This window comes from Pedococcus sp. (assembly GCF_036000045.1).
Taxonomy (GTDB): domain Bacteria; phylum Actinomycetota; class Actinomycetes; order Actinomycetales; family Dermatophilaceae; genus Pedococcus.
Map to the genome: position 1 here is coordinate 17,022 of NZ_DASYGF010000019.1, position 25,384 is coordinate 42,405.

21 protein-coding genes and 1 other RNA gene are annotated in these 25,384 nt (G+C 70.4%); 5 read left to right on the forward strand and 17 right to left on the reverse strand.

The genetic code is table 11. The annotated features are described in order from the left end of the window. Positions 1–19 precede the first annotated feature (19 nt). Positions 20–424 carry a hypothetical protein gene (locus VGN50_RS03970; RefSeq protein ID WP_327443352.1) on the reverse strand — a complete coding sequence of 135 codons (405 nt, stop codon included), beginning with the start codon at positions 422–424 and terminating at the stop codon, positions 20–22. 148 nt (positions 425–572) lie between these two features. Between VGN50_RS03970 and VGN50_RS03975 the strand changes: the two genes are divergently transcribed. Further along, positions 573–962 carry a thioredoxin family protein gene (locus tag VGN50_RS03975; RefSeq protein ID WP_327443353.1) on the forward strand — a complete coding sequence of 130 codons (390 nt, stop codon included), beginning with the start codon at positions 573–575 and terminating at the stop codon, positions 960–962. Between the two features lie 83 nt (positions 963–1,045). On the opposite strand, the gene ssrA is transcribed toward VGN50_RS03975, so the two are convergent. Then, positions 1,046–1,412, reverse strand: a transfer-messenger RNA (tmRNA) gene (gene ssrA, locus VGN50_RS03980). 308 nt (positions 1,413–1,720) lie between these two features. Between ssrA and VGN50_RS03985 the strand changes: the two genes are divergently transcribed. Beyond that, entirely contained in the window at positions 1,721–5,101 is a 3,381-nt protein-coding gene (locus VGN50_RS03985) for a pyruvate carboxylase (RefSeq protein ID WP_327443354.1), read from the forward strand. Positions 5,102–5,179: 78 nt separating this feature from the next. Next, the gene (locus VGN50_RS03990) at positions 5,180–5,353 is read left to right on the forward strand and encodes a CsbD family protein (RefSeq protein ID WP_327443356.1); all 174 of its coding nucleotides are present in this window, start codon (positions 5,180–5,182) and stop codon (positions 5,351–5,353) included. 103 nt (positions 5,354–5,456) lie between these two features. Here VGN50_RS03990 and VGN50_RS03995 read toward each other — a convergent pair whose 3' ends face one another. The 8 genes from VGN50_RS03995 to VGN50_RS04030 all read right to left on the reverse strand — a co-directional run bounded on the left by VGN50_RS03995 (position 5,457) and on the right by VGN50_RS04030 (position 14,341). Then, the gene (locus VGN50_RS03995; RefSeq protein WP_327443357.1) at positions 5,457–7,388 is read right to left on the reverse strand and encodes a DUF2207 domain-containing protein; all 1,932 of its coding nucleotides are present in this window, start codon (positions 7,386–7,388) and stop codon (positions 5,457–5,459) included. A gap of 4 nt (positions 7,389–7,392) precedes the next feature. Next, entirely contained in the window at positions 7,393–7,863 is a 471-nt protein-coding gene (smpB, locus tag VGN50_RS04000; protein WP_327443387.1) for an SsrA-binding protein SmpB, read from the reverse strand. A gap of 99 nt (positions 7,864–7,962) precedes the next feature. Then, entirely contained in the window at positions 7,963–9,303 is a 1,341-nt protein-coding gene (locus VGN50_RS04005) for a peptidoglycan DD-metalloendopeptidase family protein (RefSeq protein ID WP_327443358.1), read from the reverse strand. Positions 9,304–9,357: 54 nt separating this feature from the next. Beyond that, positions 9,358–10,266 carry a permease-like cell division protein FtsX gene (ftsX, locus tag VGN50_RS04010; protein ID WP_327443360.1) on the reverse strand — a complete coding sequence of 303 codons (909 nt, stop codon included), beginning with the start codon at positions 10,264–10,266 and terminating at the stop codon, positions 9,358–9,360. A gap of 50 nt (positions 10,267–10,316) precedes the next feature. After that, complete coding sequence (gene ftsE, locus VGN50_RS04015) at positions 10,317–11,006, reverse strand: cell division ATP-binding protein FtsE (protein WP_327443362.1); 690 nt, start codon at positions 11,004–11,006, stop codon at positions 10,317–10,319. Positions 11,007–11,184: 178 nt separating this feature from the next. Further along, the gene (prfB, locus tag VGN50_RS04020) at positions 11,185–12,303 is read right to left on the reverse strand and encodes a peptide chain release factor 2 (protein WP_327443363.1); all 1,119 of its coding nucleotides are present in this window, start codon (positions 12,301–12,303) and stop codon (positions 11,185–11,187) included. 125 nt (positions 12,304–12,428) lie between these two features. Then, positions 12,429–13,820 carry a gluconate:H+ symporter gene (locus tag VGN50_RS04025; protein WP_327443364.1) on the reverse strand — a complete coding sequence of 464 codons (1,392 nt, stop codon included), beginning with the start codon at positions 13,818–13,820 and terminating at the stop codon, positions 12,429–12,431. After that, the gene (locus VGN50_RS04030; RefSeq protein WP_327443365.1) at positions 13,817–14,341 is read right to left on the reverse strand and encodes a gluconokinase; all 525 of its coding nucleotides are present in this window, start codon (positions 14,339–14,341) and stop codon (positions 13,817–13,819) included. The genes VGN50_RS04025 and VGN50_RS04030 overlap by 4 nt, the downstream gene beginning before the upstream one ends. 156 nt (positions 14,342–14,497) lie before the next feature. Here VGN50_RS04030 and VGN50_RS04035 point away from each other — a divergent pair, with 156 nt between their 5' ends. Next, positions 14,498–15,274: a FadR/GntR family transcriptional regulator gene (locus VGN50_RS04035; RefSeq protein ID WP_327443366.1), complete on the forward strand. Its 777-nt coding sequence runs from the start codon at positions 14,498–14,500 to the stop codon at positions 15,272–15,274. Between the two features lie 29 nt (positions 15,275–15,303). Here VGN50_RS04035 and ligA read toward each other — a convergent pair whose 3' ends face one another. Continuing rightward, the gene (gene ligA / locus VGN50_RS04040; RefSeq protein ID WP_327443367.1) at positions 15,304–17,475 is read right to left on the reverse strand and encodes an NAD-dependent DNA ligase LigA; all 2,172 of its coding nucleotides are present in this window, start codon (positions 17,473–17,475) and stop codon (positions 15,304–15,306) included. 93 nt (positions 17,476–17,568) lie between these two features. Here ligA and VGN50_RS04045 point away from each other — a divergent pair, with 93 nt between their 5' ends. Further along, positions 17,569–19,071: a long-chain fatty acid--CoA ligase gene (locus VGN50_RS04045; protein ID WP_327443368.1), complete on the forward strand. Its 1,503-nt coding sequence runs from the start codon at positions 17,569–17,571 to the stop codon at positions 19,069–19,071. Between the two features lie 17 nt (positions 19,072–19,088). On the opposite strand, the gene VGN50_RS04050 is transcribed toward VGN50_RS04045, so the two are convergent. The 6 genes from VGN50_RS04050 to VGN50_RS04075 form a co-directional block, all read right to left on the reverse strand. After that, the gene (locus VGN50_RS04050) at positions 19,089–20,072 is read right to left on the reverse strand and encodes a DMT family transporter (protein ID WP_327443369.1); all 984 of its coding nucleotides are present in this window, start codon (positions 20,070–20,072) and stop codon (positions 19,089–19,091) included. Between the two features lie 7 nt (positions 20,073–20,079). Then, positions 20,080–21,066 (reverse strand): methionine synthase, encoded by a 987-nt coding sequence (locus VGN50_RS04055; RefSeq protein ID WP_327443370.1) that lies wholly within the window; start codon positions 21,064–21,066, stop codon positions 20,080–20,082. Between the two features lie 51 nt (positions 21,067–21,117). Next, complete coding sequence (locus VGN50_RS04060; protein ID WP_327443371.1) at positions 21,118–22,005, reverse strand: patatin-like phospholipase family protein; 888 nt, start codon at positions 22,003–22,005, stop codon at positions 21,118–21,120. A 14-nt stretch (positions 22,006–22,019) separates the two neighbouring features. Further along, a complete protein-coding gene (mnmA, locus tag VGN50_RS04065) occupies positions 22,020–23,105 on the reverse strand; it encodes a tRNA 2-thiouridine(34) synthase MnmA (protein ID WP_327443372.1) in 1,086 nt (361 codons plus the stop codon). Further along, on the reverse strand, positions 23,105–24,292 hold the full coding sequence (locus VGN50_RS04070; RefSeq protein WP_327443373.1) for a cysteine desulfurase family protein: 1,188 nt from the start codon (positions 24,290–24,292) through the stop codon (positions 23,105–23,107). The genes mnmA and VGN50_RS04070 overlap by 1 nt, the downstream gene beginning before the upstream one ends. A 100-nt stretch (positions 24,293–24,392) precedes the next feature. Further along, positions 24,393–25,352 carry an electron transfer flavoprotein subunit alpha/FixB family protein gene (locus VGN50_RS04075; RefSeq protein WP_327443374.1) on the reverse strand — a complete coding sequence of 320 codons (960 nt, stop codon included), beginning with the start codon at positions 25,350–25,352 and terminating at the stop codon, positions 24,393–24,395. Between the last annotated feature and the right edge of the window lie 32 nt (positions 25,353–25,384).

Sequence of the window (25,384 nt, forward strand, 5' to 3'; positions counted from 1 at the left end):
CGGCCACCTCGTGGTCGTGTCACCATCTGCGCCGGCGGGTCGGCAGGTCCTGGCCTCGCAGCGCAAGCCAGACGCAGACCAGAGCCAGCGGCAGCTCGACCAGCACGGCCATGGCCGAGGCGATCAACCGGTCCGCCGTCGTGGGGGCGGTGACCACGTCGAACCATGCGTCCGTGGCGAGTACGGTCGCCGTACCGCCCGCGACAGGCGCGAGCCAGGGGCTCTGGCGCACCGCGGCAATGGCGGTCAGGCCCAGCAGGCCGACCAGACCCACGTCGAAGCCACCCCAGGCGAGGTCATAGTTCTCGGCGCGTGCCCGTGGCGGCAGCGTCAGGAAGACATAGGCGGTCCACGGCACCAACAGGACGGCCAGGACACCGAAGAGCCGGCCGACCGTGACGACGCGGGAGTCGGTTCTCTGCACAGCCCGACTCTAGGACGGCGACCTCTGGGAAGGACGGCCGCCCACGGCGACGGGGACGGCGGCGGACGGTTGCGGGAAGGTTGCGGCGCCGTTCGACGTTGACCACGCAGGACCGTGACCGTCGCGGGCCGATGGGAGTGGACGACCGATGACAACGACAACGCTGACCGCGGAGAACTTCGAGAAGACTGTGCTCGAGAGCGGCACTGTGTTCGTCGACTTCTGGGCGGACTGGTGCGGACCCTGCAAGCGCTTCGGGCCGGTGTTCGAGGCGGCCTCGCAGGAGCACCCCGACATCGTGTTCGGCAAGGTGGACACCGAGGCCGAGCAGGCTCTGGCCAGGGCCGCCAACATCACCTCGATCCCCATGCTCATGGGGTTCCGTGACGGCATCCTCGTCTTCGCCCAGGCGGGCGCGCTGCCCGCCCCGATGCTCACCGAGGTCATCGACAAGGTCAAGGCCCTCGACATGGATGCCGTGCGCGCCGAGGTCGAGGCGCAGAAGGCCGAGCCCGCTGCAGCCGAGGGCGCGGTCTAGCGCGAGATCGCCGCCCAGTCACCGCGAAAGGCCCGGTCGGATGACCGGGCCTTCGCGCTGACTGCGGCGTGTGAACACCAGGGTGGTGGAGGTGGCGGGAATTGAACCCGCGTCCATTGACGGGAAACCAGGGCTTCTCCGGGTGCAGTGCGCTACGGAGTTTCTCGGCCCCAGGGCTCGCACGCACACGTTCCCTGACAGGCCCAGCTGGGTAAGAGTCCCGCGCAGCCCCCCAACGTGACTACGCAGCAAGTTCTCTAGCTGACGCCAGACACTGAGTCGAGAACTACCTCAGGCTGACGGACTTCGAGGCTCGCTCAGGCGGCGAGGGCGAAGTCGGTGCGGTTGGAATTGGCACCTATTGGTTTGCCAGGAGCGTTAACGAGATAACCAGGCATCCTCGACCCGCTTCCCCTGGAATGCCGACCAATGTCGAAACCGATCACCCCCATGCTCCTGCGAGTGCAGGGGTGTTCACACAAGCGCTGTTCAGTTGTGCTGCTGATGACTCAGCCTATCGGTCAACGCCGGCCACCTCCCAATCATTTCCCGACGCCCCCTCCCTCACCCGGCATACTCCCTGCTTGGTGCGACCAACGCTCGCGCAGGTGGGCGACACGACGCGCCCAGGACGCGTCAGTCGCACAAAGCGGGAGAGGTATGCCGTTTCGCGGACTGAACGTGACCCGGCTCACCTCGCCGGGCGTTACTACGATCGAACCGCACCGTGTCGTCGCTGCCCCCCACCTGGAGGCCCCGTGTTCAGCAAGGTCCTTGTCGCCAACCGCGGTGAGATCGCCGTCCGCGCGTTCCGTGCCGCCACCGAGCTCGGCGCCAAGACGGTGGCCGTGTTCCCTTACGAGGACCGCAAGTCCGAGCACGTGCTCAAGGCCGACGAGGCCTACCAGATCGGCGACGAGGGACACCCCGTCCGGGCCTACCTCGACCCCGAGGGCATCGTCCGGACCGCCGTCGAGGCGGGGGCCGACGCCGTCTACCCGGGCTACGGCTTCCTCTCCGAGAACCCCGAGCTGGCCGAGGCGTGCGCGGCGGCCGGCATCACCTTCATCGGGCCGCCGGCCTCGGTCCTGCACCTGACGGGCAACAAGGCGCGGGCCATCGCCGCCGCCAAGGAGGCCGGCCTTCCGACCCTGCGCAGTGCGCCGCCCAGCACCGACGTCGACGAGCTGGTCGCCGCGGCGGAGGAGATCGGGTTCCCCATCTTCGCCAAGGCCGTCGCCGGCGGCGGCGGGCGCGGCATGCGACGGGTGGAGCGACCCGAGGACCTGCGGGAGTCTCTCGAGGCCTGCATGCGAGAGGCGGAGTCCGCCTTCGGCGACCCGACGGTCTTCATCGAGGAGGCCGTGGTCAGCCCCCGCCACATCGAGGTGCAGATCCTCTGCGACGCCGAAGGCCACGTGGTCCACCTGTTCGAGCGCGACTGCTCGGTGCAACGACGCCACCAGAAGGTCGTGGAGATCGCCCCCGCGCCCAATCTCGACCCAGACCTGCGCGAGCGGATGTGCGCCCACGCGGTGGCCTTCGCGACGCAGATCGGCTACGTCAACGCAGGCACCGTCGAGTTCCTGCTGGCGCCCGACGGCCGGTACGTCTTCATCGAGATGAACCCCCGCATCCAGGTCGAGCACACCGTGACCGAGGAGATCACCGATGTCGACCTGGTGAGCTCGCAGATGCGCATCGCCAGCGGCGAGACTCTCGCCGACCTCGGCATCGCCCAGGAGAGCCTGCAGATCCGCGGTGCCGCGCTGCAGTGCCGCATCACCACCGAGGACCCGGCCAACGAGTTCCGACCCGACACCGGCCGGATCACGACGTACCGGTCCGCGGGTGGCGCGGGCGTGCGCCTCGACGGCGGCACCGTGTTCGTCGGCGCCGAGATCGGCGCCCACTTCGACTCGATGCTCGTCAAGCTCACCTGCCGGGGACGTGACTTCCCGACCGCGGTGCGCCGGGCCCGGCGTGCGCTGGCCGAGTTCCGCATCCGCGGCGTCTCCACCAACATCCCCTTCCTCCAGGCCCTGCTGGAGGAGCCCGACTTCCAGGCGGGCCGTCTGTCGACCTCGTTCATCGACGAGCGGCCCTACCTGCGCACGGCCAGGGTCTCGGCCGACCGCGGCACCAAGCTGCTCACCTACCTGGCCGACGTCACGGTGAACCAGCCCTACGGCCCTGGTCGCACCCGGGTCTCTCCACGGTCGAAGCTGCCGGCCGTCGACCTCTCCACTCCCCCGCCGCCCGGCGCGCGGGACCGCCTCCTGCGACTGGGGCCGCAGGCGTTCGCCGAGGCCCTGCGCGCCCAGGAGGCGGTCGGCGTCACCGAGACGACGTTCCGCGACGCCCACCAGTCGCTGCTGGCCACCCGGCTCCGGACGCGCGACCTCATGCACGTGGCCCCCCACGTCGCCAGGCTCACGCCGCAGCTGCTCTCGGTCGAGGCCTGGGGAGGCGCCACCTATGACGTCGCGCTGCGGTTCCTGGCCGAGGATCCCTGGGACCGCCTCGCCCAGCTGCGCGAGGCGATGCCCAACCTGCCCCTGCAGATGCTGCTGCGTGGCCGGAACACCGTCGGCTACACGCCGTACCCGAGCGAGGTGACCGACGCCTTCGTCACCGAGGCGGCGGCCACCGGGATCGACATCTTCCGCATCTTCGACGCACTCAACGACGTGGGCCAGATGCGTCCGGCGATCGACGCGGTGCGGGCCACCGGCACCGCCGTGGCCGAGGTGGCCCTGTGCTATACCGGCGACCTCACAAGCCCCGGCGAGAAGCTGTATACCCTCGACTACTACCTGCGGCTGGCCGAGCAGATCGCCGAGGCCGGTGCCCACATCATCGCCATCAAGGACATGGCCGGGCTGTTGCGGGCCCCCGCCGCTCGCACGCTCGTCACGGCGCTGCGGGAGCGGTTCGACCAGCCGGTGCACCTGCACACCCACGACACCGCGGGTGGGCAGCTGGCGACGTTGCTGGCGGCGATCGACTCGGGCGTCGACGCGGTCGACGTGGCGAGCGCTGCCTTGTCAGGCACCACCAGCCAACCCCCGATGTCCAGCCTCGTGGCGGCGACCGACGGGACCTCCAAGGCCACCGGCCTCGACCTGCGGTCGGTCTGCGACCTCGAGCCCTACTGGGAGGCGGTGCGCCAGCTGTACTTCCCGTTCGAGTCCGGTCTGCCGGCACCGACCGGGCGCGTATACACCCACGAGATCCCCGGTGGCCAGCTCTCGAACCTGCGCCAGCAGGCCATCGCGCTCGGCCTGGGCGACCACTTCGAGGCGGTCGAGGACATGTATGCCGCGGCCAACCGCATCCTCGGCAACATCGTCAAGGTCACGCCGAGCAGCAAGGTCGTCGGTGACCTTGCGCTGGCCCTGGTCGGCGCCAAGGCCGACCCGGCCGACTTCGAGGCCGACCCCACCAAGTACGACATCCCCGACTCGGTGATCGGCTTCCTCTCCGGTGAGCTCGGTGACCCGCCGGGTGGCTGGCCGGAGCCGTTCCGGACCAAGGCCCTCGCGGGCAGGGACCTCAAGCCGAGGGTCAGCGAGCTGAGCGAGGACGACCGGGACGCGCTCAAGGCGAGCCCGCGGCATACGCTCAACCGGTTGCTCTTCCCCGGGCCCACCCAGGACTTCGAGAGCTCACGCGAGGCCTACTCCGACCTCGGGGTCCTCGGCACTCGCGAGTTCCTGCACGGCATCGAGGTGGGCTACGAGCACGAGATCGACCTCGAGCCCGGCAAGCGCCTGATCATCGGGCTGCAGTCGGTGTCCGACGCCGACGACCGCGGCATGCGCACCGTGATGTTCACGATGGGCGGCCAGCTGCGGCCCGTGCAGGTGCGTGACCAGAAGGTCGCGGTCGACGTCAAGGCCGCCGAGAAGGCCGACCCCAACGCCAAGGGACAGGTCGCCGCGCCCTTCGCCGGTGTCGTGAGCCTCGCCGTGGAGGAGGGCGCCCGGGTCGAGGCCGGTGCGGTCGTCGCCACCATCGAGGCCATGAAGATGGAGGCCAACATCACCGCGCCCGTGGCGGGCACGGTGAGCCGCCTGGCCATCGGCTCCCAGCAGCAGGTCGAGGGCGGTGACCTCATCGTCGTCATCGACGCGTAGGAGCAGCCCCGGCCGGCGGGCGTTTGAACTCACGCAGAGCGGGTAGAACGTGGGCTCCCCTACCAGAGGAGGCCCCACATGGGCGGCGACGACAAGATGAGCAACATGGCCGAGGACCTGACCGGCAAGGCCAAGGAAGCCACCGGCAAGGTCACCGACGACCAGAGCATGGAGGCCGAGGGCAAGGCGGACCAGAGCAAGGCTGACCTCAAGCAGGCCGGCGAGAAGGTGAAGGACGCCTTCGGCGACTGAACCAGCTGTCTCCTCCAGCAGGAAGGCCGGGCCCTCGTGGCCCGGCCTTTCTGCTGTCAAAGACCGTGGCTCCTTGCTGTCAGGACCGTGGTAGGTGGACGTCCTACCAGGAACCACCGGACGAGCCGCCGCCACCACCGCCGGAGAAGCCACCGCCGCTGGAGAAGCCCGAGCCACCCGATCCCCCAGGCGTACTAGCGAAGGTCCCCCCGGCCGTGCTGGCGAACGAGTCCATGCTGTCGGCGAGGCCGCCGAACGAGCCGTAGCCACCCCCGAGATACCAGAACGGCAGTGTGACGACGTGCCCCGCGGCAGCCGCCGACTCGGCGACCTGCTCGAAGGTCGACGCCCACTGCGAAGCCACGCCGAAGACGATGGCGAACGGGAGGTAGCGGCTGAAGATGTCCTGGGCCTCCTCCCACCGGATCTGGTTCGCCTCCGCCGTGACGAGGTACTGCTTGAACCCCAGCGACTGCGCGAGCACCGCACTGCCGTCAGCAGTGCGATAGGCCATCCGCCGACCCAGGAGCACGACGACGACACCAGCGAGGACCGTCCCGGCGAGCAGCACGATCCCGGGCGGCACGGGCACCCCGGCCACCGACCCGAGCCGGTCGACCCGGCCGCCGAGCCAGAAGAACCCGAACACCCCTGCCGCCACCAGCGCCCCGCCCAGCGCGGTCCAGCCGGCGCGCTGCGCCTGGGGCGAGCGCCGGAACCACCCACGCCGGACGACCTCGTCGTACATGAGGCTCTGCACGCGGTCCAGCGTGGGCTTGAACTCGTTGCGCAGCTCGGACAGCAGCACCGTGCTGCCGGAGAAGACACCTCCGTACAGCGCCACCTCGTACGGCAGCAGCGCCTGCTCCCCCACCGCGGGTGTCGTGCGCGTCAGCCGCCAGTCCTGGTCACCGACCGGCTCGATGGTGAGGTAGCCGCGCACCGCCAGGTCGACCAGGGTCGCCGCGACGTCGACCGTATCGACCGTCTCGTCGATGATGGTGCCGACCATTCCAGGTTGCACGCCCTCGGGCGGAGCGAACTGCACTGTCACGACAGGCTTTCCGCCACGCACGACCGCCCCCGAGTCGCCCATGCCCGGCCGCAGGCCCGGCGTGAGTCCCGCGTAGCGCTCGTCCCTGCCGCGGGTATAGACGAGCGTGCCCATCAGCCCCGCCGCCAGGAGCGGCAGCGTGAGCCCCGCGCCGAGTGCGAGCACCGCAACAGCGCGGCTGACCGGTGTGTTCACCACCCCACCGGAGGCGCTGACGGTTCCCTGGCGCAGGACGGGCTCGAGCGCCCCGAAGGCAGACCGGGGCAGCGAGACGAGGAGGGACACGCCCTGCCCCGGCTGCAGGTCCGGTGCGCTGAACTGCGCGACTGCTCCAGGTGTCGAGGTGCAGCGCGACGTCGAGCCGCGCTCGCCGTAGAAGCACTCGGCGCGGTCGCTGGGCGCCGGGCCTGTGACGGTCGCGGTGACGTGCTGGTAGATCTGGGTGTCGCCCGGCTGGACGAGGTTCCAGTAGAGCTCGGCGTGGTCGGGGAACCCGTTGACCACGGCGGCGAGGTGGTAGCGCACGACATAGGACTGCGTGCCGGAGACGGTCTGCTGCGGGTCGCCCACCCGGATCCGCACCGACGCTCCGTCGACCGCGTCTGACACCGACACCTGCGCCGGGGCTCCCGACGGTGAGCTTGCCGTGATGGCGCTGATCGGGTACTCACGGTAGACGTCGGTGCGGTTCTGGTAGCCCACGCGCACGCGCACGAGCCGCTCGATCCCGTGCCGCGGCTCCCCCTGCGGGAACTGCCAGGTGAGGTGCTCGGCGACATCGACCGACCCGTCGCGGTTCAGGGTGAAGTCGACGTGGAACTGCGTCGCCTGGTCGACCGCCTGGACGCCAGGGACCACCTGGGCCGCCTCGACCGCGGTAGCCGCCTCTGCCGGCCCCGACGCCAGCACCAGACTCCCGAAGAGCAGGACGAGAAGCCCCGCCAACGCGGCATACGGGCGCCGCCGCGCGGTGGTTGACATGGGCCTAGCGGGGACCCCGGCGGTGCAGCGCTCGCTGCGCGTCCATGGTGTCCTGCCGTTCGCGCAGGGTCTGGCGCTTGTCGAACTGGCGCTTGCCCTTGGCGATCGCGATCTCGACCTTCGCCTTGCCGTCCTTGAAGTACAGCTGCAGCGGCACGATGGTGTGGCCGCTCTCGGAGGACTTGCGCTGGATCTTGCCGAGCTCGGCGCGGTGCAGCAGCAGCTTGCGGCGGCGGCGTGGCGTGTGGTTGGTCCAGTTGCCGTTGACGTACTCGGGGATGTGCACTCCCTCGAGCCAGAGCTCGTCGCCGCGCCACGCGGCATACCCGTCGATGAGGGAGGCGCGGCCCATCCGCAGCGACTTCACCTCGGTGCCCATGAGGACCAGGCCCGCCTCGAAGGTGTCCTCGATGAGGTAGTCATGGCGAGCCTTGCGGTTGCTCGCCACCACCTTGCGCCCCTGCTCCTTGGCCACTGCTCTTCCCGTCCGTGCCTGCGTCGTGGGCCGTGCGCCCACGCGATGCAACGGTACCTGTTGACCCGGGTATCCCGGCCAGCCGGTTTCGTCGACGGCTCACAGCCAGCGGCGCGGGTCCCTCGGTATGCCGTCCTCGTAGGTCTCGAAGTGCAGGTGGCAGCCGGTCGACTCCCCGGTGGTGCCGACGTAGCCGATGACCTGACCGCGGTGGACGAAGCCGCTCGTCACCGCGAACCGCTCCATGTGGTTGTAGGTCGTGACGAGGTCGACCCCCCGCACCATGCCGTGGTCGATCTCGATGCGGTTGCCGTAGCCGCTGACGACTCCGGCCGAGATGATCTGGCCGTCGGCAGCAGCCCGGATCGGTGTGCCGCAGGCGGCGGCGAAGTCGCGGCCGGCGTGCAGCCGCCAGATGTGCAGGATCGGATGGAAGCGCATGCCGAACTCGGAGGAGATCCAGCCGTCGGACGGCCGCGAGAGGAAGCCGGTCGAGGTCATCGGCCCGGATGGCACACTGCGGCCGGTTGCCCGCAACGCGGCGGCGCGCCGGGCCGCAGCGGCGCGGGCGGCCTTGGCTCGGGCGACGAGCTGGGCCTGGAGCTGGGCCTGCACCTTCTGGGCGGCGGCGAGCTGCTTCTGCTCGACGACCTTCTGGGCGGCCAGGGCCTTGGACTGGGCCACCTGCTGGGCGGCGAGCGCCTCGAGCTTCTGCTGCGCGGCAGCCGCGCTGGCCCGAGCCGCCTGGGCGCGGGCCAAGGCTGCCTCCGCGGCCCTCTTGGCGGCGGCCACGTCGGCCTGCAGGGCGGCGAGGTGGGCCTCCTCGGCGGTGGCGGCCGCCGAGGCAGTGGCCAACGTGGTCAGCGACTGGTTCTGGACGCTGATCACCGTGTCGTTCATGGCGATGCGGTTGGCGAAGTCCTCCGGTGTCGTGGCGCTCAGCGCGACGGACAGCTGACCCATCCCCTGGTCCTGGTAGAGCTGGGCGGCGAAGCCCGCCACGCGTACCCGGGTCGCCGCCAGCCGGTCCCGGGTGGCGGTCAGCTCGTCGACGGCTCGCGCCTCGTTGGCCTGGGCGACGTCGAGCTGCACCGTCATCTCGCTGTTGTAGACATCGGCCTTGTTCACCGCCGCGGTGGCGCGGTCGAGCGCCAGCTGCGCGACGGGCAGGGCGGCCTGGGTGCGGCGCAGGGCGATGTAGGCCTTGGCCAGGCTGGCTCCGACGTCCTCGAGCTGGCCCTGCAGCGCCTGGATCTCGCGGTCCACCTGCTGCTTGGCCTGGCCGGGATCGGTGGCCGAGGGGGCCGCCGAGCTCAGCCCGGGCTCCCCCGCGAGCTGGCCGGCATACGCGCTGCTCACAGCCCCGGAGCTCACCACCAGGACCGAACACAGGAAGGCCAGGCCCGCGTGGCGCCGCTGCCGCGGGGAGTTCGCGCTCATAGACCTCATTGGTAACACAGACCTCACGGGTATCCCGGGAGTGACACGAGCGAGTCAGACGCGCAGGTAGCGCCAGAGCGTGACCCACGAGGTGCTGATGGCAATGACGAGCATCAGGCCCGCCAGATAGGGCGAGATGAGCCAGACGTCGCTGATGCCGACCAGTGGCACGTCCGGAAGGACCTTGACGACGTACGGAGCGACGAGGAACTGGGTGGTGGACCAGAGCAGCCCGATGGCCGCGCCCACACCGATGAGCGTGGCCAGGACGATCTCCATGACGAACGGCAGCCGGATCGTCAGGTTCGAGGCGCCGACGAGCTTCATGATCCCGGTCTCGCGCCGCCGGGTGAACGCCGCCTGCCGGATCGTCGTGACCATCAGCAGCACCGCACAGATGATCATGATGAACGCCAGGACCAACGAGGCCACCGTCACGCCGTTCATCACCTTGAACAGCTTGTCCAGCGTCTTCTGCTGGTCCTGGACCCTGCCCACCCCCGGTGCGCCTTGGAAGGCGCTCACCACGACGTCGTACTTCGTGGGGTCGGACAGCTGGACGCGGAAGCTCTGCGGGATGTCGCCGACGCGGATGTTGCTCGCGAGAGGGCTGTTGCGGAACTGCTCCTGGAACCGGTCGTAGGCCTGCTGCTCCGACTCGTAGTAGACGTTCTTCACCAGCGGCCGCATCTGGTCCAGCTGAGCCTTGAGGGAGGCCTTCTGCTGCTCGGTGATCGCCTTGCCTGCGCAGTTGGGTTCAGGCGCGTCAGGGCCACACATGAAGATCGACACCTGGATGCGGTCGTACCAGTAGCCCTTGAGGGTGTCGACCTCGCGCTGGGCCAGGAGCCCGAGGCCCAGCAGATAGAGGGACACGGTGGTGACGAGCATGACGGAGACGGCGATGGACAGGTTCCGGCGCAGGCCGGTCCAGATCTCGCCGAGCATGAACTGCAGTCGCATGGGGTGGGTCTCTTCCGAAGCGTGGGGGCCGGTGACAGGCAGAGGTCGGGTCAGCGACCGCTGCCGTAGACGCCCTTGTTCTCGTCGCGAATGATGTGACCGGACTTGAGCTCGACGACTCGCTTGCGCAGCTGGTTCACGATGTCGTCGTCGTGGGTGGCCATGACGATGGTGGTGCCGGTGCGGTTGATCCGGTCGAGCAGCCGCACGATGTCGAGGCTCGTCGTGGGGTCGAGGTTGCCGGTGGGCTCGTCGCACAGCAGGATCGGCGGCTTGTTGACGAACGCCCGGGCGATAGCGACCCGTTGCTGCTCACCACCGGAGAGCTCGTGGGGCAGCCGCTTCTCCTTGCCTTCCAGACCCACCATCTCCAAGGTCTCCGGCACGACCTGGCGGATCGCATGGGACGAGCGACCGAGCACCTGAAGGGCGAACGCGACGTTCTGGTAGACCGTCTTGTTGGGCAGCAGGCGGAAGTCCTGGAAGACCGTGCCGATCTCGCGGCGCAGGCGCGGGACCTTGCGCTGCGGCAGCTTGCCGACCTCCTGGCCGGCGACGAGGACCGTCCCCTGGGTGGCGCGCTCCTCCTTGAGGACCAGGCGCAGCAGCGTGGACTTGCCCGACCCGGAGGCGCCCACGACGAAGACGAACTCGCCTCGCTCGACGTCGAGGGTGATGTCGCTCAGCGCCGGCCGGGAGGACCGGGGATAGACCTTGCTGACGTTCTCGAACCGAATCATGCGCGGGGACTGAGCCTTACGGGCGGGGGCAGGGGCGGCAGACGGACGCACGCCGTGGTGCACGCACGCCGCACCCGAGGATAGGTAAGGAACCTTGGTATGCCGCGCAGCGGCACCTTCTCGGCGTTGCGCGGCCCTCGAGACCGGCCGTCGGCCTTGCTCGGGCTGCTCAGCTCACTCAGCCCTGAGCGGCCTTCTGCTGCTCCTTGCGCCAGCGCACCCCAGCCTCGAGGAAGCCGTCGATGTCGCCGTCGAACACCGCAGAGGGGTTACCCACCTCGAACTCGGTGCGCAGGTCCTTGACCATCTGGTACGGCTGCAGGACGTAGGAGCGCATCTGGTCGCCCCAGCTGGCCTTGACGTCGCCGGCCATCTCCTTGCGCTCGGCGGCCTCCTCGGCCTGACGCTGCAGGAGGAGGCGGGACTGCAGGACGCGCAGGGCGGCCGCGCGGTTCTGGATCTGGGACTTCTCGTTCTGCATGGAGACCACGATCCCGGTGGGGATGTGGGTCATCCGCACGGCCGAGTCGGTGGTGTTGACGCTCTGTCCACCCGGGCCGGACGAGCGGAACACGTCGACCTTGATCTCGTTCTCGGGGATCTCGATGTGGTCGGTCTGCTCGATGAGCGGGATCACCTCGACGGCGGCGAAGCTCGTCTGGCGGCGTCCCTGGTTGTCGAAGGGGCTGATCCGGACCAGACGGTGGGTGCCCGCCTCGACGGAGAGGTTGCCGAAGGCATACGGGACGTTCACCTCGAAGGTGGCCGACTTCAGCCCGGCCTCCTCCGCATAGGAGGTGTCCATGACCTTGGTCGGGTAGCCGTGCCGCTCAGCCCAGCGCAGATACATCCGCATGAGCATCTCCGCGAAGTCCGCGGCGTCGACCCCACCGGCGCCGGAGCGGATCGTCACGACCGCCTCGCGCTCGTCGTACTCCCCCGACAGCAGCGTCCGCACCTCGAGCTCGGCCACGGCCTTCTGCAGCGAGGCCAGCTCGCGCTCGGCCTCGGCCATCGTCTCGGCGTCGCCGCCGTCCTCCGTGCCCATCTCGACCAGCGTCTCGAGGTCGTCGATGCGCGAGTCCATCCCCGTGACCCGCTCGTACTCGGCGTTGGCGCGCGACAGGGCGGAGGTCACCTGCTGGGCCTGCTCAGGGTCGTCCCAGAGGTCTGGCGCGCCGGACTTCTCCTCCAGGTCCTTGATGCGGGCCTGGAGGGTGTCGAGGTCGGTCACCTCGCGCACCGAGTCCATCGTCGCGCGCAGGGTCTTGATCTCTTGCTGGAAGTCGGTTGCCACGAGGGTCAAGCCTAGTTCACCGGCGGATCCAACCGGGCCGCCCGTGTCGCGCACAAAAGACAAGCGGGTATGCCGCGCGGCCTGGCCGCGCGGCATACCCGCCGTCGATGGGGTGTCGGGTCCGCTCAGACCACGAGGCCGAGCAGGAGCACGAACACCAGACCGGTCACGGAGAGCACAGTCTCCATGAGCGACCACGACTTGATCGTCTGGCCGACGCTCAGGCCGAAGTACTCCTTGACCAGCCAGAAGCCTGCGTCGTTGACGTGCGAGAAGAACACCGACCCGGCACCGATCGCCAGGACGAGCAGCGACACGTGGGCAGGGGCCATGCCCGAGGCCAGCGGCGCGAGGATGCCCGACGCGGTGACCGTGGCCACCGTGGCCGATCCGGTGGCCAGTCGGATGAGCACGGCGACGAGCCAGGCGAGCAGGAGCACGGACAGGCCGCTGCCCTGGACCCACGTGGCGACGACCTTGCCCACGCCGGTGTCGACCAGGGTCTGCTTGAAACCGCCACCGGCCGCCACGATGAGGATGATGCCGGCGATCGGCGGGAGCGACTGCTCGAGCGACTTCGCGAGCTCCTTGGTGCCCATGCGCGCACCGCGGCCCAGGGTGAACATGCCGACGATGACGGCGATGAGCAGGGCGATCAGGGGCGTGCCGACGAAGTCCAGGACCACCCGGACGGGGGCGTCCTTGCCCTCGAGGATGTCCGCGACTGCCTTGCCGAGCATGAGCACGACGGGGGTGAGCACCGCGAACAGGGTCAGTCCGAAGGAGGGGCGAGGGTCGAGGGCGTTCTCACGGGTTTCGTACATCGCCGGGGCGGGGACGTCGACCCAGCGACCGGCGAACCGGGCGAAGAGCGGGCCGGCGATGGCCACGGTCGGGACGGCGACGAGGACACCGAGGCCGAGGGTGAGGCCGAGGTTGGCCTTGAGGGCGTCGATGGCCACGAGCGGACCGGGGTGCGGCGGGACGAGCCCGTGCATGGCGGAGAGACCCGCGAGGGCCGGGATGCCCACCTTGATCACCGACAGGCCGGAGCGGCGGGCCACGAGGAAGATGACCGGCATGAGGAGCACGAGGCCGATCTCGAAGAACATCGGCAGGCCGATGATCGCGCCGACCAGGGCCATGGCCCACGGCAGGGTGCGCGCGCTCGAGCGACCGACAATGGTGTCGACGATCTCGTCCGCACCACCTGAGTCAGCCAGCAGCTTGCCGAACATCGCGCCGAGGGCGATCAGGGTGCCGACGCTCGCAGCCGTGGCACCAAAGCCCTTGGTGTAGCTGTCCACGACGGACGACAGCTGCACGCCGGCGACCGCTCCGACCACCAGTGAGCCGATCGTGAGGCTGAGGAAGGGGTGGACCTTGAAGCGCGTGATGAGCAACACGATGACGGCGATGCCCAGCAGCGCCGCCGGGACGAGCCGTGCCGCCGGGATCGCCGGTGTGCTGGCAGCCGCCAAGGCGGGGTGCAGGAGGGAGAACAGGTCGGGGGTCATGCGGAGACTCCGCCTTTCGCGGTGAGGAGGGTGACGGACTGGTCGACCAGGTCGTCGATGGAATGCGAGACGTCGAGGGTGGCGCCGCGCTCGTCGGCCTGGAGGGGCTCGAGCGTGGCGAACTGGCTGTCGATCAGCGCGGCCGGCATGAAGTGGGCCGGACGGGCTGCGACCCGGGACGCGAGCACGTCACGGTCGCCATGCAGGTGCAGGAAGAAGGTCTCGGGCGCTGAGGTCGTGAGGATGTCGCGGTAGGAGCGCTTGAGCGCCGAGCAGCTGGCGACCCCGCCCGACGCGGCATGCGAGGCGAGCCACTGCGCGATGGCCTCGAGCCAGGGCCGGCGGTCCTCGTCGTCCAGCGGGATGCCGGCCGACATCTTGGCGATGTTGGCCTCGGGGTGGAAGTCGTCGGCGTCCGCGAACGGGACGCCGAGGCGCTGCGCCAGGGCGGCACCGACCGTGGTCTTCCCCGAGCCGGACACCCCCATCACGACAACCAGGGGTGGTGGACTTTCGTGCATGCTTCCGAGACTCCTTCGTCCGGCTCGAGTACTCCTCATCGAGTCGCTCGGAACAGAGTGCCCTCTCAGACCTGTCTTATCAAGAGGTCAGTAGAAATAAATATGATTTCTTTCCCGGCCGCCGCCTCAGATGGCACCTCTGGCACGCTTGACCCCATGCTCCCCGCCAGCCCCGCGACCCCCGACGCTCCCCCGCCGCCCCGGCTCGGGGACGGTGGTGCGGCCGGTCACCCCGGCGGCCTGCACGCCTCGGTGCTCGACGCCCTCGGGCACGACATCGTGTCGGGCGCTTCGCCCGTGGGCGCCATCCTGCGTATCGACCAGCTCGACGAGACGTATGGCGTGTCCCGCTCGGTCGTGCGCGAGGCGGTGCGCGTCCTGGAGTCGATGGGCCTCGTGGAGACTCGGCGGCGCCTCGGCGTGCGGGTCCGCCCCCGGCCCGACTGGAACGTCTTCGACCCGCGGGTCATCCGCTGGCGTCTCGACGGCCCTGACCGCGAGGAGCAGCTGCTGTCGCTCGGCGAGCTGCGGCGTGGCTTCGAACCGGTGGCCGCATCGCTCGCCGCGGAGCGAGCCACTCCCGAGCAGTGCGGGGCGATGACGGGCGCAGTGATGCAGATGTCCATCCATGCCAAGGCCGGCGACCTCGAGGCGTACCTCGAGGCGGACACCGTCTTCCATCGCACCATGCTCGAGGCCTCCGGAAACGAGATGCTCGCGGCCCTGCACAACGTTGTCGCCGAGGTGCTGGCCGGCCGGACCCATCACCACCTGATGCCCGCGCGGCCCAACCCGGTGGCCGTCCGGCTCCATGCCGACGTAGCAGAGGCGGTCCAGTCGGGCGACGGCCCCGCCGCCTTCGCGGCGATGACCTCGATCATCGACGAGGCGAGCGCGGCGCTGCGCGAGGGGCGACCCGCCGTCCGAGGCTAGGCCTCGCCGGTCGGCGGTCGCCGGCCGGGCTATCCCTCGCCGGTCGCCGGCAGAGGCTCAGCCTCGCCGGTCTCCAGCAGCCGGCGGAACCCGGCCTCGTCGAGGATGGGCCGACCCAGCTCGCGGGCCTTGTCCTCCTTGGACCCGGCATTCTCGCCGACGACGACGTAGTCGGTGTTCTTCGACACCGATCCGGAGGCCTTGCCCCCCCTGGCCAGGATCGCCTCCTTGGCCGAGTCGCGCGAGAACCCCTCCAGCGAGCCGGTCACGACGACCGTCAGTCCGGCCAGGGTCTGGTCCACGGAGGTGTCACGCTCGTCCCGCATGACGACCCCGTCGGCCGCCCACTGGTCGACGATGCGCAGATGCCAGGCGTTGTCCGGCGCGTCGAACCACTCACGGACCGCGTCGGCGATGACCCCGCCCACGCCCTCGACCCCGGCGAGCTCGTCGCGGCTCGCCTCGCGGATCGCGTCCATCGAGCCGAAGTGCTGGGCCAGGGCGCGCGCAGCCGTGGGCCCGACGTGGCGGATCGACAACGCGACGAGCACCCGCCACAGCGGCTGGGTCTTGGCCTGGGCCAGGTTGGCGACGAGCCGCCGTCCGTTGGCCGACAGCACCCGCCCATCGACGACGGCATCGGCAGGGTCGGTCTTCTTCGCGGCGCGGGTGAACAGCGGGACCTGCGCGATGTCCTGCTCCCCCAAACCGAACAGGCCGCTCTCGTCCTCGAGCACCCCGGAGTCGAGCAGTGCCGTCGCGCCCTCCCAGCCCAGCGCCTCGATGTCGAAGGCGCCGCGCCCGGCCAGCCCCGCGAGCCGCTCGCGCAGCTGGGAGGGGCAGGTGCGCGAGTTGGGGCAGCGGATGTCCTTGTCGCCCTCCTTCTCGGGGCGCAGAGCCGTGCCGCACGACGGGCAGTGCGTCGGCATCACGAACTCCCGCTCGGTGCCGTCCCGGAGGTCGACGACCGGTCCAAGGATCTCGGGGATCACGTCGCCGGCCTTGCGCAGCACCACGGTGTCGCCGATGAGCACGCCCTTGCGCCGCACCTCGTCCGCGTTGTGCAAGGTGGCCCGCTCGACGGTCGAGCCGGCCACCACGACCGGCTGCATCACGCCGAACGGTGTGACCCGACCGGTGCGACCGACGTTGACCTGGATATCGAGGAGCGTGGTGTTGACCTCCTCGGGCGGGTACTTGTAGGCGATCGCCCAGCGCGGGGCCCGCGACGTGGAGCCGAGCTGGCGCTGCACGGCCACCTCGTCGACCTTGACCACGATCCCGTCGAGCTCGTGCTCGACGCTGTGGCGGTGCTCGCCGAAGTAGCGGACGAACTCCTGGACCTCGTCGATGGTGTCCACCACCCGGAAGTGCGTCGAGATCGGCAGCCCCCACTCGCGCAGCTTCTCGTAGGCCTGCGACTGCCGGGTCAGCTCGAACCCCTCGTGGTAGCCGATGCCGTGCACGAGCATGTGCAGTGGGCGGCTCGCGGTGACGCGGGGGTCCTTCTGGCGCAACGATCCGGCCGCCGAGTTGCGAGGGTTCGCGAAGGGCGCCTTGCCCGCCTCGACCAGTGCCGCGTTGAGCTCGGCGAACCCCTCGAGGGGGAAGAAGACCTCGCCCCGGATCTCGACCGTGGCCGGGTGGCCCGACCCGGCGAGCTGGTGGGGCACGCCCTCGATCGTGCGCACGTTGTGGGTGACGTCCTCGCCTGTTCGGCCGTCGCCGCGGGTCAGGGCCCGGGTCAGCCGGCCCCGCTCGTAGAGCAGGTTCACGGCCAGACCGTCGATCTTGAGCTCGCACAGATAGTGGTATGCCGCCGTGCCCGCGTCGCGGGTGACCCGCGCCGCCCATTGGGCCAGCTCCTCGGGCGAGAAGCAGTTGTCGAGGCTGAGCATCCGCTCCAGGTGGTCGACCGCCTGGAAGTCGGTGGAGAACACCGCGCCCCCCACCTGCTGGGTGGGGCTCTCGGGCGTGCGCAGCTCGGGGTACTCCTCCTCGAGGCTGTTGAGCCGTCGGATCAGGCCGTCGTACTCGCCGTCGCTGATGGTCGGGGCATCCTTGACGTGATAGGCGAACTGCGCTGCGCTGGCCTGCTCGGCGATCTCTGTCCACTCGTGGCGGACCTGCTGCGGGACGGTGCTCGACACGATCTCACTCACGGGGCCATCCTGCCGCACCCCACTGACGGCCCGCGGCATACCGAAATCCGGTGATCCATAGCCAACCAGGGGATGACCAGGGAGGATGACGCCAACGCCCCAAGCCCGTTCCTCGCAGAAGTGGAGTCAACGATGACGAACCTGGCCACCAACCTGGTCGAGACCGCTCGGAAGCAGCCCGACGCGCCGGCCATCAAGTTCCACGGCCAGGACCTCAGCTATGCCCAGCTCTCGGCCATGGCGGCCACGGTGGCCGGACAGCTGCGAGCCGCGGGCATCGAGCCGGGCGACCGGGTGGCGATCATCCTGCCCAACGTGCCGGCCTTCCCGGTGGTGTTCTTCGGCTCGCTGTTGGCGGGCGCCATCGTCGTCCCGATGAACCCGCTGCTCAAGGCCGGCGAGATCGACTTCTTCTTCAGCAACTCCGGGGCCAAGGTGGCCTTCGTGTGGCCTGACTTCGTCGCGGAGGCCACGGCCGGCGCCGAGCGCTCGGGCACCCGGATCGTCACCTGCGGCGTGCTCGGCCCCGAGGCAGGCGCTCTCGACGAGGGTGAGCCGATCGCTGAGCCGGTCGAGCGCGACGACGAGGACACCGCGATCGTGCTCTACACCTCGGGCACCACGGGCCGCCCCAAGGGAGCCGAGCTGACCCATCGCAACATCCACCTCAACGCCTACCGCAGCGCCGTCGAGATCCAGCAGACCGGTCCGCAGGACGTGGTGATGGGCTGCCTGCCGCTGTTCCACGTGTTCGGGCTCGTGGTGGGGCTCAACGCTGCAGTGATCTCCGGTGCGTCGCTCGCCCTCATCCCTCGGTTCGACCCCGCCGAGGCGATCAAGGTCATCGGCGCCGAGAAGGTCACCATCATGATGGGCGTGCCGACGATGTATGCCGCCATCCTGAACCACCCCGACTCGGACTCACTTGACACCAGCTCACTGCGCACGTGCTGCTCCGGCGGCTCGGCCATGCCCCTGGAGGTCATGAAGGCGTTCGAAGAGAAGTTCGGCTGCGTCATCCTCGAGGGCTACGGCCTGTCGGAGACCTCGCCGGTCGCGTCGTTCAACATGCCCGACCGCGAGCGCAAGCCCGGCACCATCGGCGTGGCCATCCCCGGGTGCGAGATGAAGCTCGTGGACCTCGAGGGCAACGACGTCCCGCCGGGCGAGGGCGTCGGCGAGATCGCGATCCGCGGCGACAACGTCATGAAGGGTTACTGGGACAACCCGGAGGCCACGGCGGAGGCGATCCCGGACGGTTGGTTCCGCACCGGCGACCTCGCCACCATGGACGACGAGGGCTACTTCACCATCGTCGACCGCAAGAAGGACATGATCCTGCGCGGCGGCATGAACGTGTACCCGCGGGAGGTCGAGGAGGTGCTCTATACGCACCCCGACGTGCTGGAGGCCGCTGTCGTCGCCGTCCCGGACGAGCTACTCGGCGAGGAGGTGGGCGCGGCGGTGGCGCTGCGCCCCGGAGCCACGGCGTCGCTGGACGACGTGAAGGCCTACGTCAAGGAGCGCATCGCCGCCTACAAGTACCCACGGCACCTGTGGCAGGTCGACGAGCTGCCCAAGGGCGCAACCGGCAAGATCCTGCGCCGCGAGGTGCACGCGCCGACCGGCTCCTGAGCAGCCCGAGCCGCGCGTCAGGCGGCGGGTCGGGGACGACGAGCCGGCAGGCCGATGACGACCGCCGAGACGAGCACGATCACCGCGCCGAGCAGCTGCGGCCAAGCCAGGTGCTCGTGCAGGACCAGCACACCCAGGATGACCGACACCACGGGGATGAGGTAGGTGACGGTCGTGCTCACGGTGGCACCGGCACCGCGGACCACGTCGAACTGCAGCATGTAGGCGAGGCCTGTGCCCACGACGCCGAGGACGAGCACGCAGACCAGGGGCAGCAGGACACCACCCTGACCGGTGTCCGCGTGCCCGGACCACGGGGCGGCATAAGCGGACCGGTGGAGCAGCCACCAAAAAAGGACCACGGGCACCATCAGGGCCGACCCCACCAGGAGCAGGGCCGTGGGCATCGAGAGACCGCCCAGGTCCGCGTGCCCGAGGTACCGGCGGTTGTAGGTCCACCCCAGCCCGTAGCAGGCGCCGGCCACGAGGGTCATGCCGAAGCCGAGCAGGTCAGGACGACCCGCCGACGCCCACGGCTGCATGATGACGACCACCCCGACGAAGCCGATGACGACGGCCGCCAGCTTGCGTGGCGACAGCCGGTCGCTCGGCAGCAGGGCCAGGGCGAAGAAGACGGCCGCGAGGGGGGTGGTGGCATTGCCGATGCCCGCGAGCGCCGAGGACACGCGCTCCTCCCCCGCCGCGAACAGGCTGAACGGCAGTGCGGTGAGGAACACCCCGGACACGGCCAGGTGCCCCCAGACGCGTGGCTCGCGGGGCAGCCGGCCACCGGTGGCGGCCAGCAACGACAGCAACGTGGCCGTACCGGCGAAGATGCGCAGACTCGAGATCTGCAGGGGTGCCATGGTCCGCAGTCCGACCTTCATCAGTAGGAAGCTCGAACCCCAGATCAGGGCCAACAGCAGGTACTTCACCTGCCACGGCACCCTGGTGGTGGACGGCGTCTGCGCGACGCGATCACGGGTGGCAACGCTGCTCATGGTGCGGTCAACTCTCTGCTCGCTCGGACCATTCCGCGGCCACGTCGACCGCTGCGCGTTGAACGCGCCAGGCACCCTCCGGTGTGAGTCCGGGGAGGCCACACGTCGGGGTGGCGACCAGGTCGGCCAAGGCGGCGACCGGCAGACCGGCGTCGTGCCACCCCCGCGCCACCAGCTCGGCCGCCGCCCGCGCGGTGCCGCTGCCGTCGGTAGGCAGGCACCCGGCCCACAGTGCGACCCCCTGCTCGACCGTCGCCGCCACGGACTCCCAACGCTGCGGCTTCAGCGCGGTGGTGTCGAACGACACCGCCCCCACGCCAGTCGCGCGGAGCAACGGCAGCGGTATGCCGGGGTCGCAGCAGTGGACGACGGTCGCCGCGGCGTCGGTCGCGGCCGCGAGCACCTCACGCAGGCCGTCGGCGACGGTCTGCGGGTCGACGGCGCGCAGATGGCCATAGCCGGAGACGGTCGGGAGCCGCCCCGCCAGGACCGCAGGCAGCGAGGGCTCGTCGAGCTGGAGCACGAGGCTGGCCGACGGCACCAGGCGCTGGACCTCGGCCAGGTGCTGACGCACCCCCTCGGCCAGGGATCCGACCAGGTCGCGCACGGCGCCCTGGTCGGACAACGACTTCTCTCCCCGGGTCAGCTCGACGCCGGCCGCGAGGGTCCAGGGGCCGGCGCACTGGAGCTTGAGCTCACCGGCGTAGCCGTCGAACGCCTCGGCGAGCTCGTCGAGATCCTGTCGCAGGAGACCGCTGGTGCGCCCCGCGTCACGTCCGGGACGCTCGACGAAACGCCACCCACCGGGCTGCAGGTCCACGTGCAGGTCCACCAGCATCCCCGCCGCCCGACCGAGCAGGTCCGAACCGGGACCGCGGGCCGGCAGCTCGGGCAGGTAGGGCAGGTGCCCGTCGCCGAGGATGTCGCGGACCCCCCGCAGCGCCTCGCGGATATCGGTGCCGGGCAGGGATCCGATGCCAGTTGCGCGAGCCACGGGCCGAGCCTAGCCGGGCCCACCGACAGCCCGTGACCGTCGCGAACCCGGTCAGCGCCAGAGCTCGGTCAGCTGCTCAGCCAGGGCGTGCCCCTGCGCGAACCCGGCCCGAGCTGCGGGCGGACGCGTCGACGGGTCCATCACGTTGTCGCCGAACGCCTCGAGCGAGCTGCTGTCCGGGAAGACCGTCTCGACCCTGCTGCCATCGGCCCGGAGCTCCTCCACCTGGCTGGCCAGCTGAAGCCCCCACTCCAGCGGATGCCGGGTCCTGCCGCCGAAGGGCGAGAGCACGAGCACCCGTGCGGATCCGGCAGCCAGGTCGGCGTTCTCGTTGCGCCGGTAGCCGCCGTCGATGTACCGGCTGTCGCCGATCCGGTAGCCGGGTGCCCCGGGCCCGGCGGTGCTGGCGACGACGGCGTCCACCAGGTCGACTCCGCTGTGACGGTCGAACACGGCCGGTTCGCCGGTGTGGGCATCGACCGCCACGACGAGCAGCGGCCGCTGCGGCCAGTCCGGGCTGGGCAGGCGTGCTGCGACGAGGGCGCGCCGCTGCGCTCGAGCCGAGTCGTCCGACCCCGCACCCTGGTCCAGCGCCGCGGCACCCATCCTGCGGCGCATATCGGCCGCGTCCGTCGCAGCACGGATGATGGCGTTCGTCCGCTCGATGTGCTCGGACACCCCGCGGGCCCCGCGCGCCCCAGGTGCCCCGTTCGGGGCCTGAGGCCCGGCCTCGAGAACGGCGGCAAGGAGCTCGGTCGGGCGGGGTCCGCTCATCACCTGTGCCGCGGTCGTGGACCCCGACGAGGTTCCGACGACCAGGTCGGCCTCGGTCACATCGAGCCCGGCGTCGAACAAGCCGGCGATCACGCCGATCTCCCAGGCATTGCCGGCGGACCCGCCGCCCCCGAGGACCAGTGCCCGCTCACGCACCACGGCCATCGCTCGAGCCACGGTCAGCGCTCGAGCCAGGCCGACGCGATCGTGGCCGAGCCGACCACCCGCGTCCCGTCATACAGCACCACCGACTGCCCCGGCGCCACCCCGCGCAGCCGCGACGCCAGCCGGACCTGCACCTCGTCGCCCTCCGCCCACGCCTGCGCTGGCACCTCCTCGCCGTGGGCACGCACCTGCGCGCCGAGCGCGACGACGCCCTCCGGAGCGGCCCCGCACCACCGCGCGTGGTCACCCCTGAGCGCGTTCACGCCCAGGAGGTCCCCGGTACCGATGACGACGCGGTTGGCGACCGCGTCGACGCCGACGACATAGCGCGGCTCGGCATCCAGCGACGCCCGGTCCAGCCCGAGCCCTCGACGCTGGCCGACGGTGTAGGCGTAGGCGCCCGAATGCGAGCCCACCACCGTGCCCGACGTCGCGTCGACGATCTCGCCGGGCTGCTCCCCCAGCCGGTCGGTGAGCCAACGCTTGGTGTCACCGTCGGCGATGAAGCAGATGTCGTGAGAGTCGGGCTTGCTCGCGACGTAGAACCCACGGGCCTTGGCCTCTGCCCGGATCTCGGGCTTCGTGGTGTCGCCCAGCGGGAAGTGGGCCCGAGCCAGCTGGTCGGCGTCGAGCACGCCCAGGACGTAGGACTGGTCCTTGGCGGGGTCGACTGCGCGATGCAGCTCTCGAGCGCCCCCGTCGCGGGTCACCACCTGGGCGTAGTGGCCCGTCGCCACGGCGTCGAAACCGAGCGCCACCGCCTTGTCGAGCAGCGCGGAGAACTTGATCTTCTCGTTGCAGCGCAGGCACGGGTTGGGAGTGCGCCCGGCGGAGTACTCGGCGACGAAGTCCTCCATGACGTCGCGCTTGAACCGCGCCGCCATGTCCCAGACGTAGAAGGGGATCCCGAGCATGTCGGCCACGCGGCGCGCGTCCCCGGCGTCCTCGATCGTGCAGCAGCCACGGGCCGACTCGCGCAGGGTGGCGGCGCTCTGCGACAGGGCGAGATGCACGCCCACCACCTCGTGCCCGGCGTCGAGCATGCGTCCGGCCGCCACGGCCGAGTCGACCCCGCCGGACATGGCGGCGACGACCCGCATCAGCTCGCGACCCCGCTGGCCCGCCGCGCCCGCTCGATGGCGGCGGGGAGAGCGGCCAGGGCGGCATCGACATCGGCGTCCGTGGACGTGTGACCCAGGGTCAGCCGGAGCGCGCCTCGAGCCGCTCGCTCGGGGATGCCCATGGCCAGCAGCACGTGCGAGGGCCGGGGGACCCCCGCCTGACAGGCGGAGCCGGTCGAGCACTCCACGCCGGCCGCGTCCAGCAGGTAGAGGAGGGAGTCACCCTCACAGCCCGGCACGAGCAGGTGGGCGTTGCCCGGCAGCCGGTGTATGCCGTCGCCGGGCTCCCACGCGCCCCCCACCGTGATGTCGTAGCCGAGGTCGAGTGCGGACCGGATCAGCCGGTCACGCAAGGCGACCAGTCGCGTGCACTCGGACTCGAGCAGTCGGGTCGACTCCTCGACCGCGACCGCGAAGGCCAGGATCGCCGGCACGTCCAGCGTGCCGCTGCGGATCTGACGCTCCTGGCCACCGCCGAAGCTCTGAGGAACCAGGACGACGTCGCGTCGCACCACGAGAGCCCCGACTCCCAACGGCCCGCCGACCTTGTGGCCAGTGATGGTCATCAGGTCGGCCCCACTGGCGGCGAAGTCGACGGGGACATGACCGGCGGCCTGCACGGCATCGGTGTGGAACGGGATGCCGAACTCGCGCGCGACGGCGGCGAGCTCGGCGACCGGCTGCACCGTGCCCACCTCGTTGTTGGCCCACATCACGGTCACCAGGGCCACCGAGTCGGGGTCGGCCTCGATCGCCGCCCGCAGGCCCGCGACCGTGACGACACCGTCGGCGGTGGGGTCCACCCAGGTGACCTTGGCGCCCTCGTGGGCGACGAGGTGCTCGATGCAGTCGAGGATGGCGTGGTGCTCGATGGAGCTGGAGACGATGCGGTTGCGGGCCGGGTCGGCCTCACGCCGCGCGGCGAACGTGCCTGCGACGGCGAGGTTGTCAGACTCGGTGCCCCCTGAGGTGAACACGACCTCGGAGGGGCGCGCTCCGATCGCCTTGGCCAGACGCTCCCTCGCCTCCTCGACGGTCCGTCGGGCCTGCCGTCCGGACGTGTGCAGGGACGAGGCGTTGCCGGTGATGGCGAGCTGCCGGGTCATCGCCGCGCGGGCCGCCGGGAGCATCGGCGTGGTGGCGGCGTGGTCGAGGTAGGCAGGCACCCGGAAAGTTTACGCGTCAACTGCACAGCGAACGCCCCGGACCACGGTGTGGTCCGGGGCGTTCGCTGGGTATGCCGCGTTCGCGGCAGACGGGAGGAGGTCAGCCCTTGGCGGCCTTGACCGCCTCGGTGGCCTGCGGGAGCACCTGGAAGAGGTCGCCCACGACACCGAAGTCGACGAGCTCGAAGATCGGGGCCTCCTCGTCCTTGTTGATGGCCACGATGGTCTTGGACGTCTGCATGCCGGCACGGTGCTGGATGGCGCCGGAGATGCCGCAGGCGACATAGAGCTGGGGCGAGACCTGCTTGCCGGTCTGGCCCACCTGGCTGGTGTGGGGGTACCAGCCGGCGTCGACCGCCGCCCGGGACGCACCCACGGCAGCGCCGAGGGAGTCGGCGAAGTCCTCCACCTTGGAGAAGTCGCCACCGGTGCCGCGACCACCGGAGACCACGATCGCGGCCTCGGTGAGCTCGGGGCGGCCCGTGGCCGTCTTGGGCTTGGACTCGGTCACCTTGGCGCCCTTGGCGGCGTCGGAGACCGCCACCTCGAACACCTCGTCGGCGGCCGCGCCTGCAGCCTCCTCGGGTGCGGCGGAGTTGGGCTTGACGGTGACGATCGGCGTGCCCTTGGTGACCGTCGCCTGCACCGAGTAGGAGCCCGCGAACACCGACTGGGTGGTGGCGACACCGCCACCCTCGCCGGCCTGGACGTCCACCGCGTCGGTGATCAGCCCGGACTCGGTCTTGATCGCCAGCCGCGCGGCGATCTCCTTGCCGGCGGCGTTGCTCGGGATGAGGACGGCGGCCGGCGAGGTCTTCTCGACCAGCTGGGCGAGCAGCTCGGCCTGGGGCGCCACGAGGTAGTCGGTGACGTCGGCCGACTCGACGCGGTAGACCTTCTCCGCGCCGTACTTGGCCAGCGTCTCCTTGGCGGCCTCGAAGCCGTCGCCGACGAACACGGCGGACGGCTCGCCCAGACGGCGGGCGATGGTCAACAGCTCAGAGGTGGTCTTGCGAACGGTGCCGTTCGCGTGGTCGACCAGCACGAGTACTTCAGCCATGACAGGAACTCTCTTCTCTGCTTGCCTGAGCG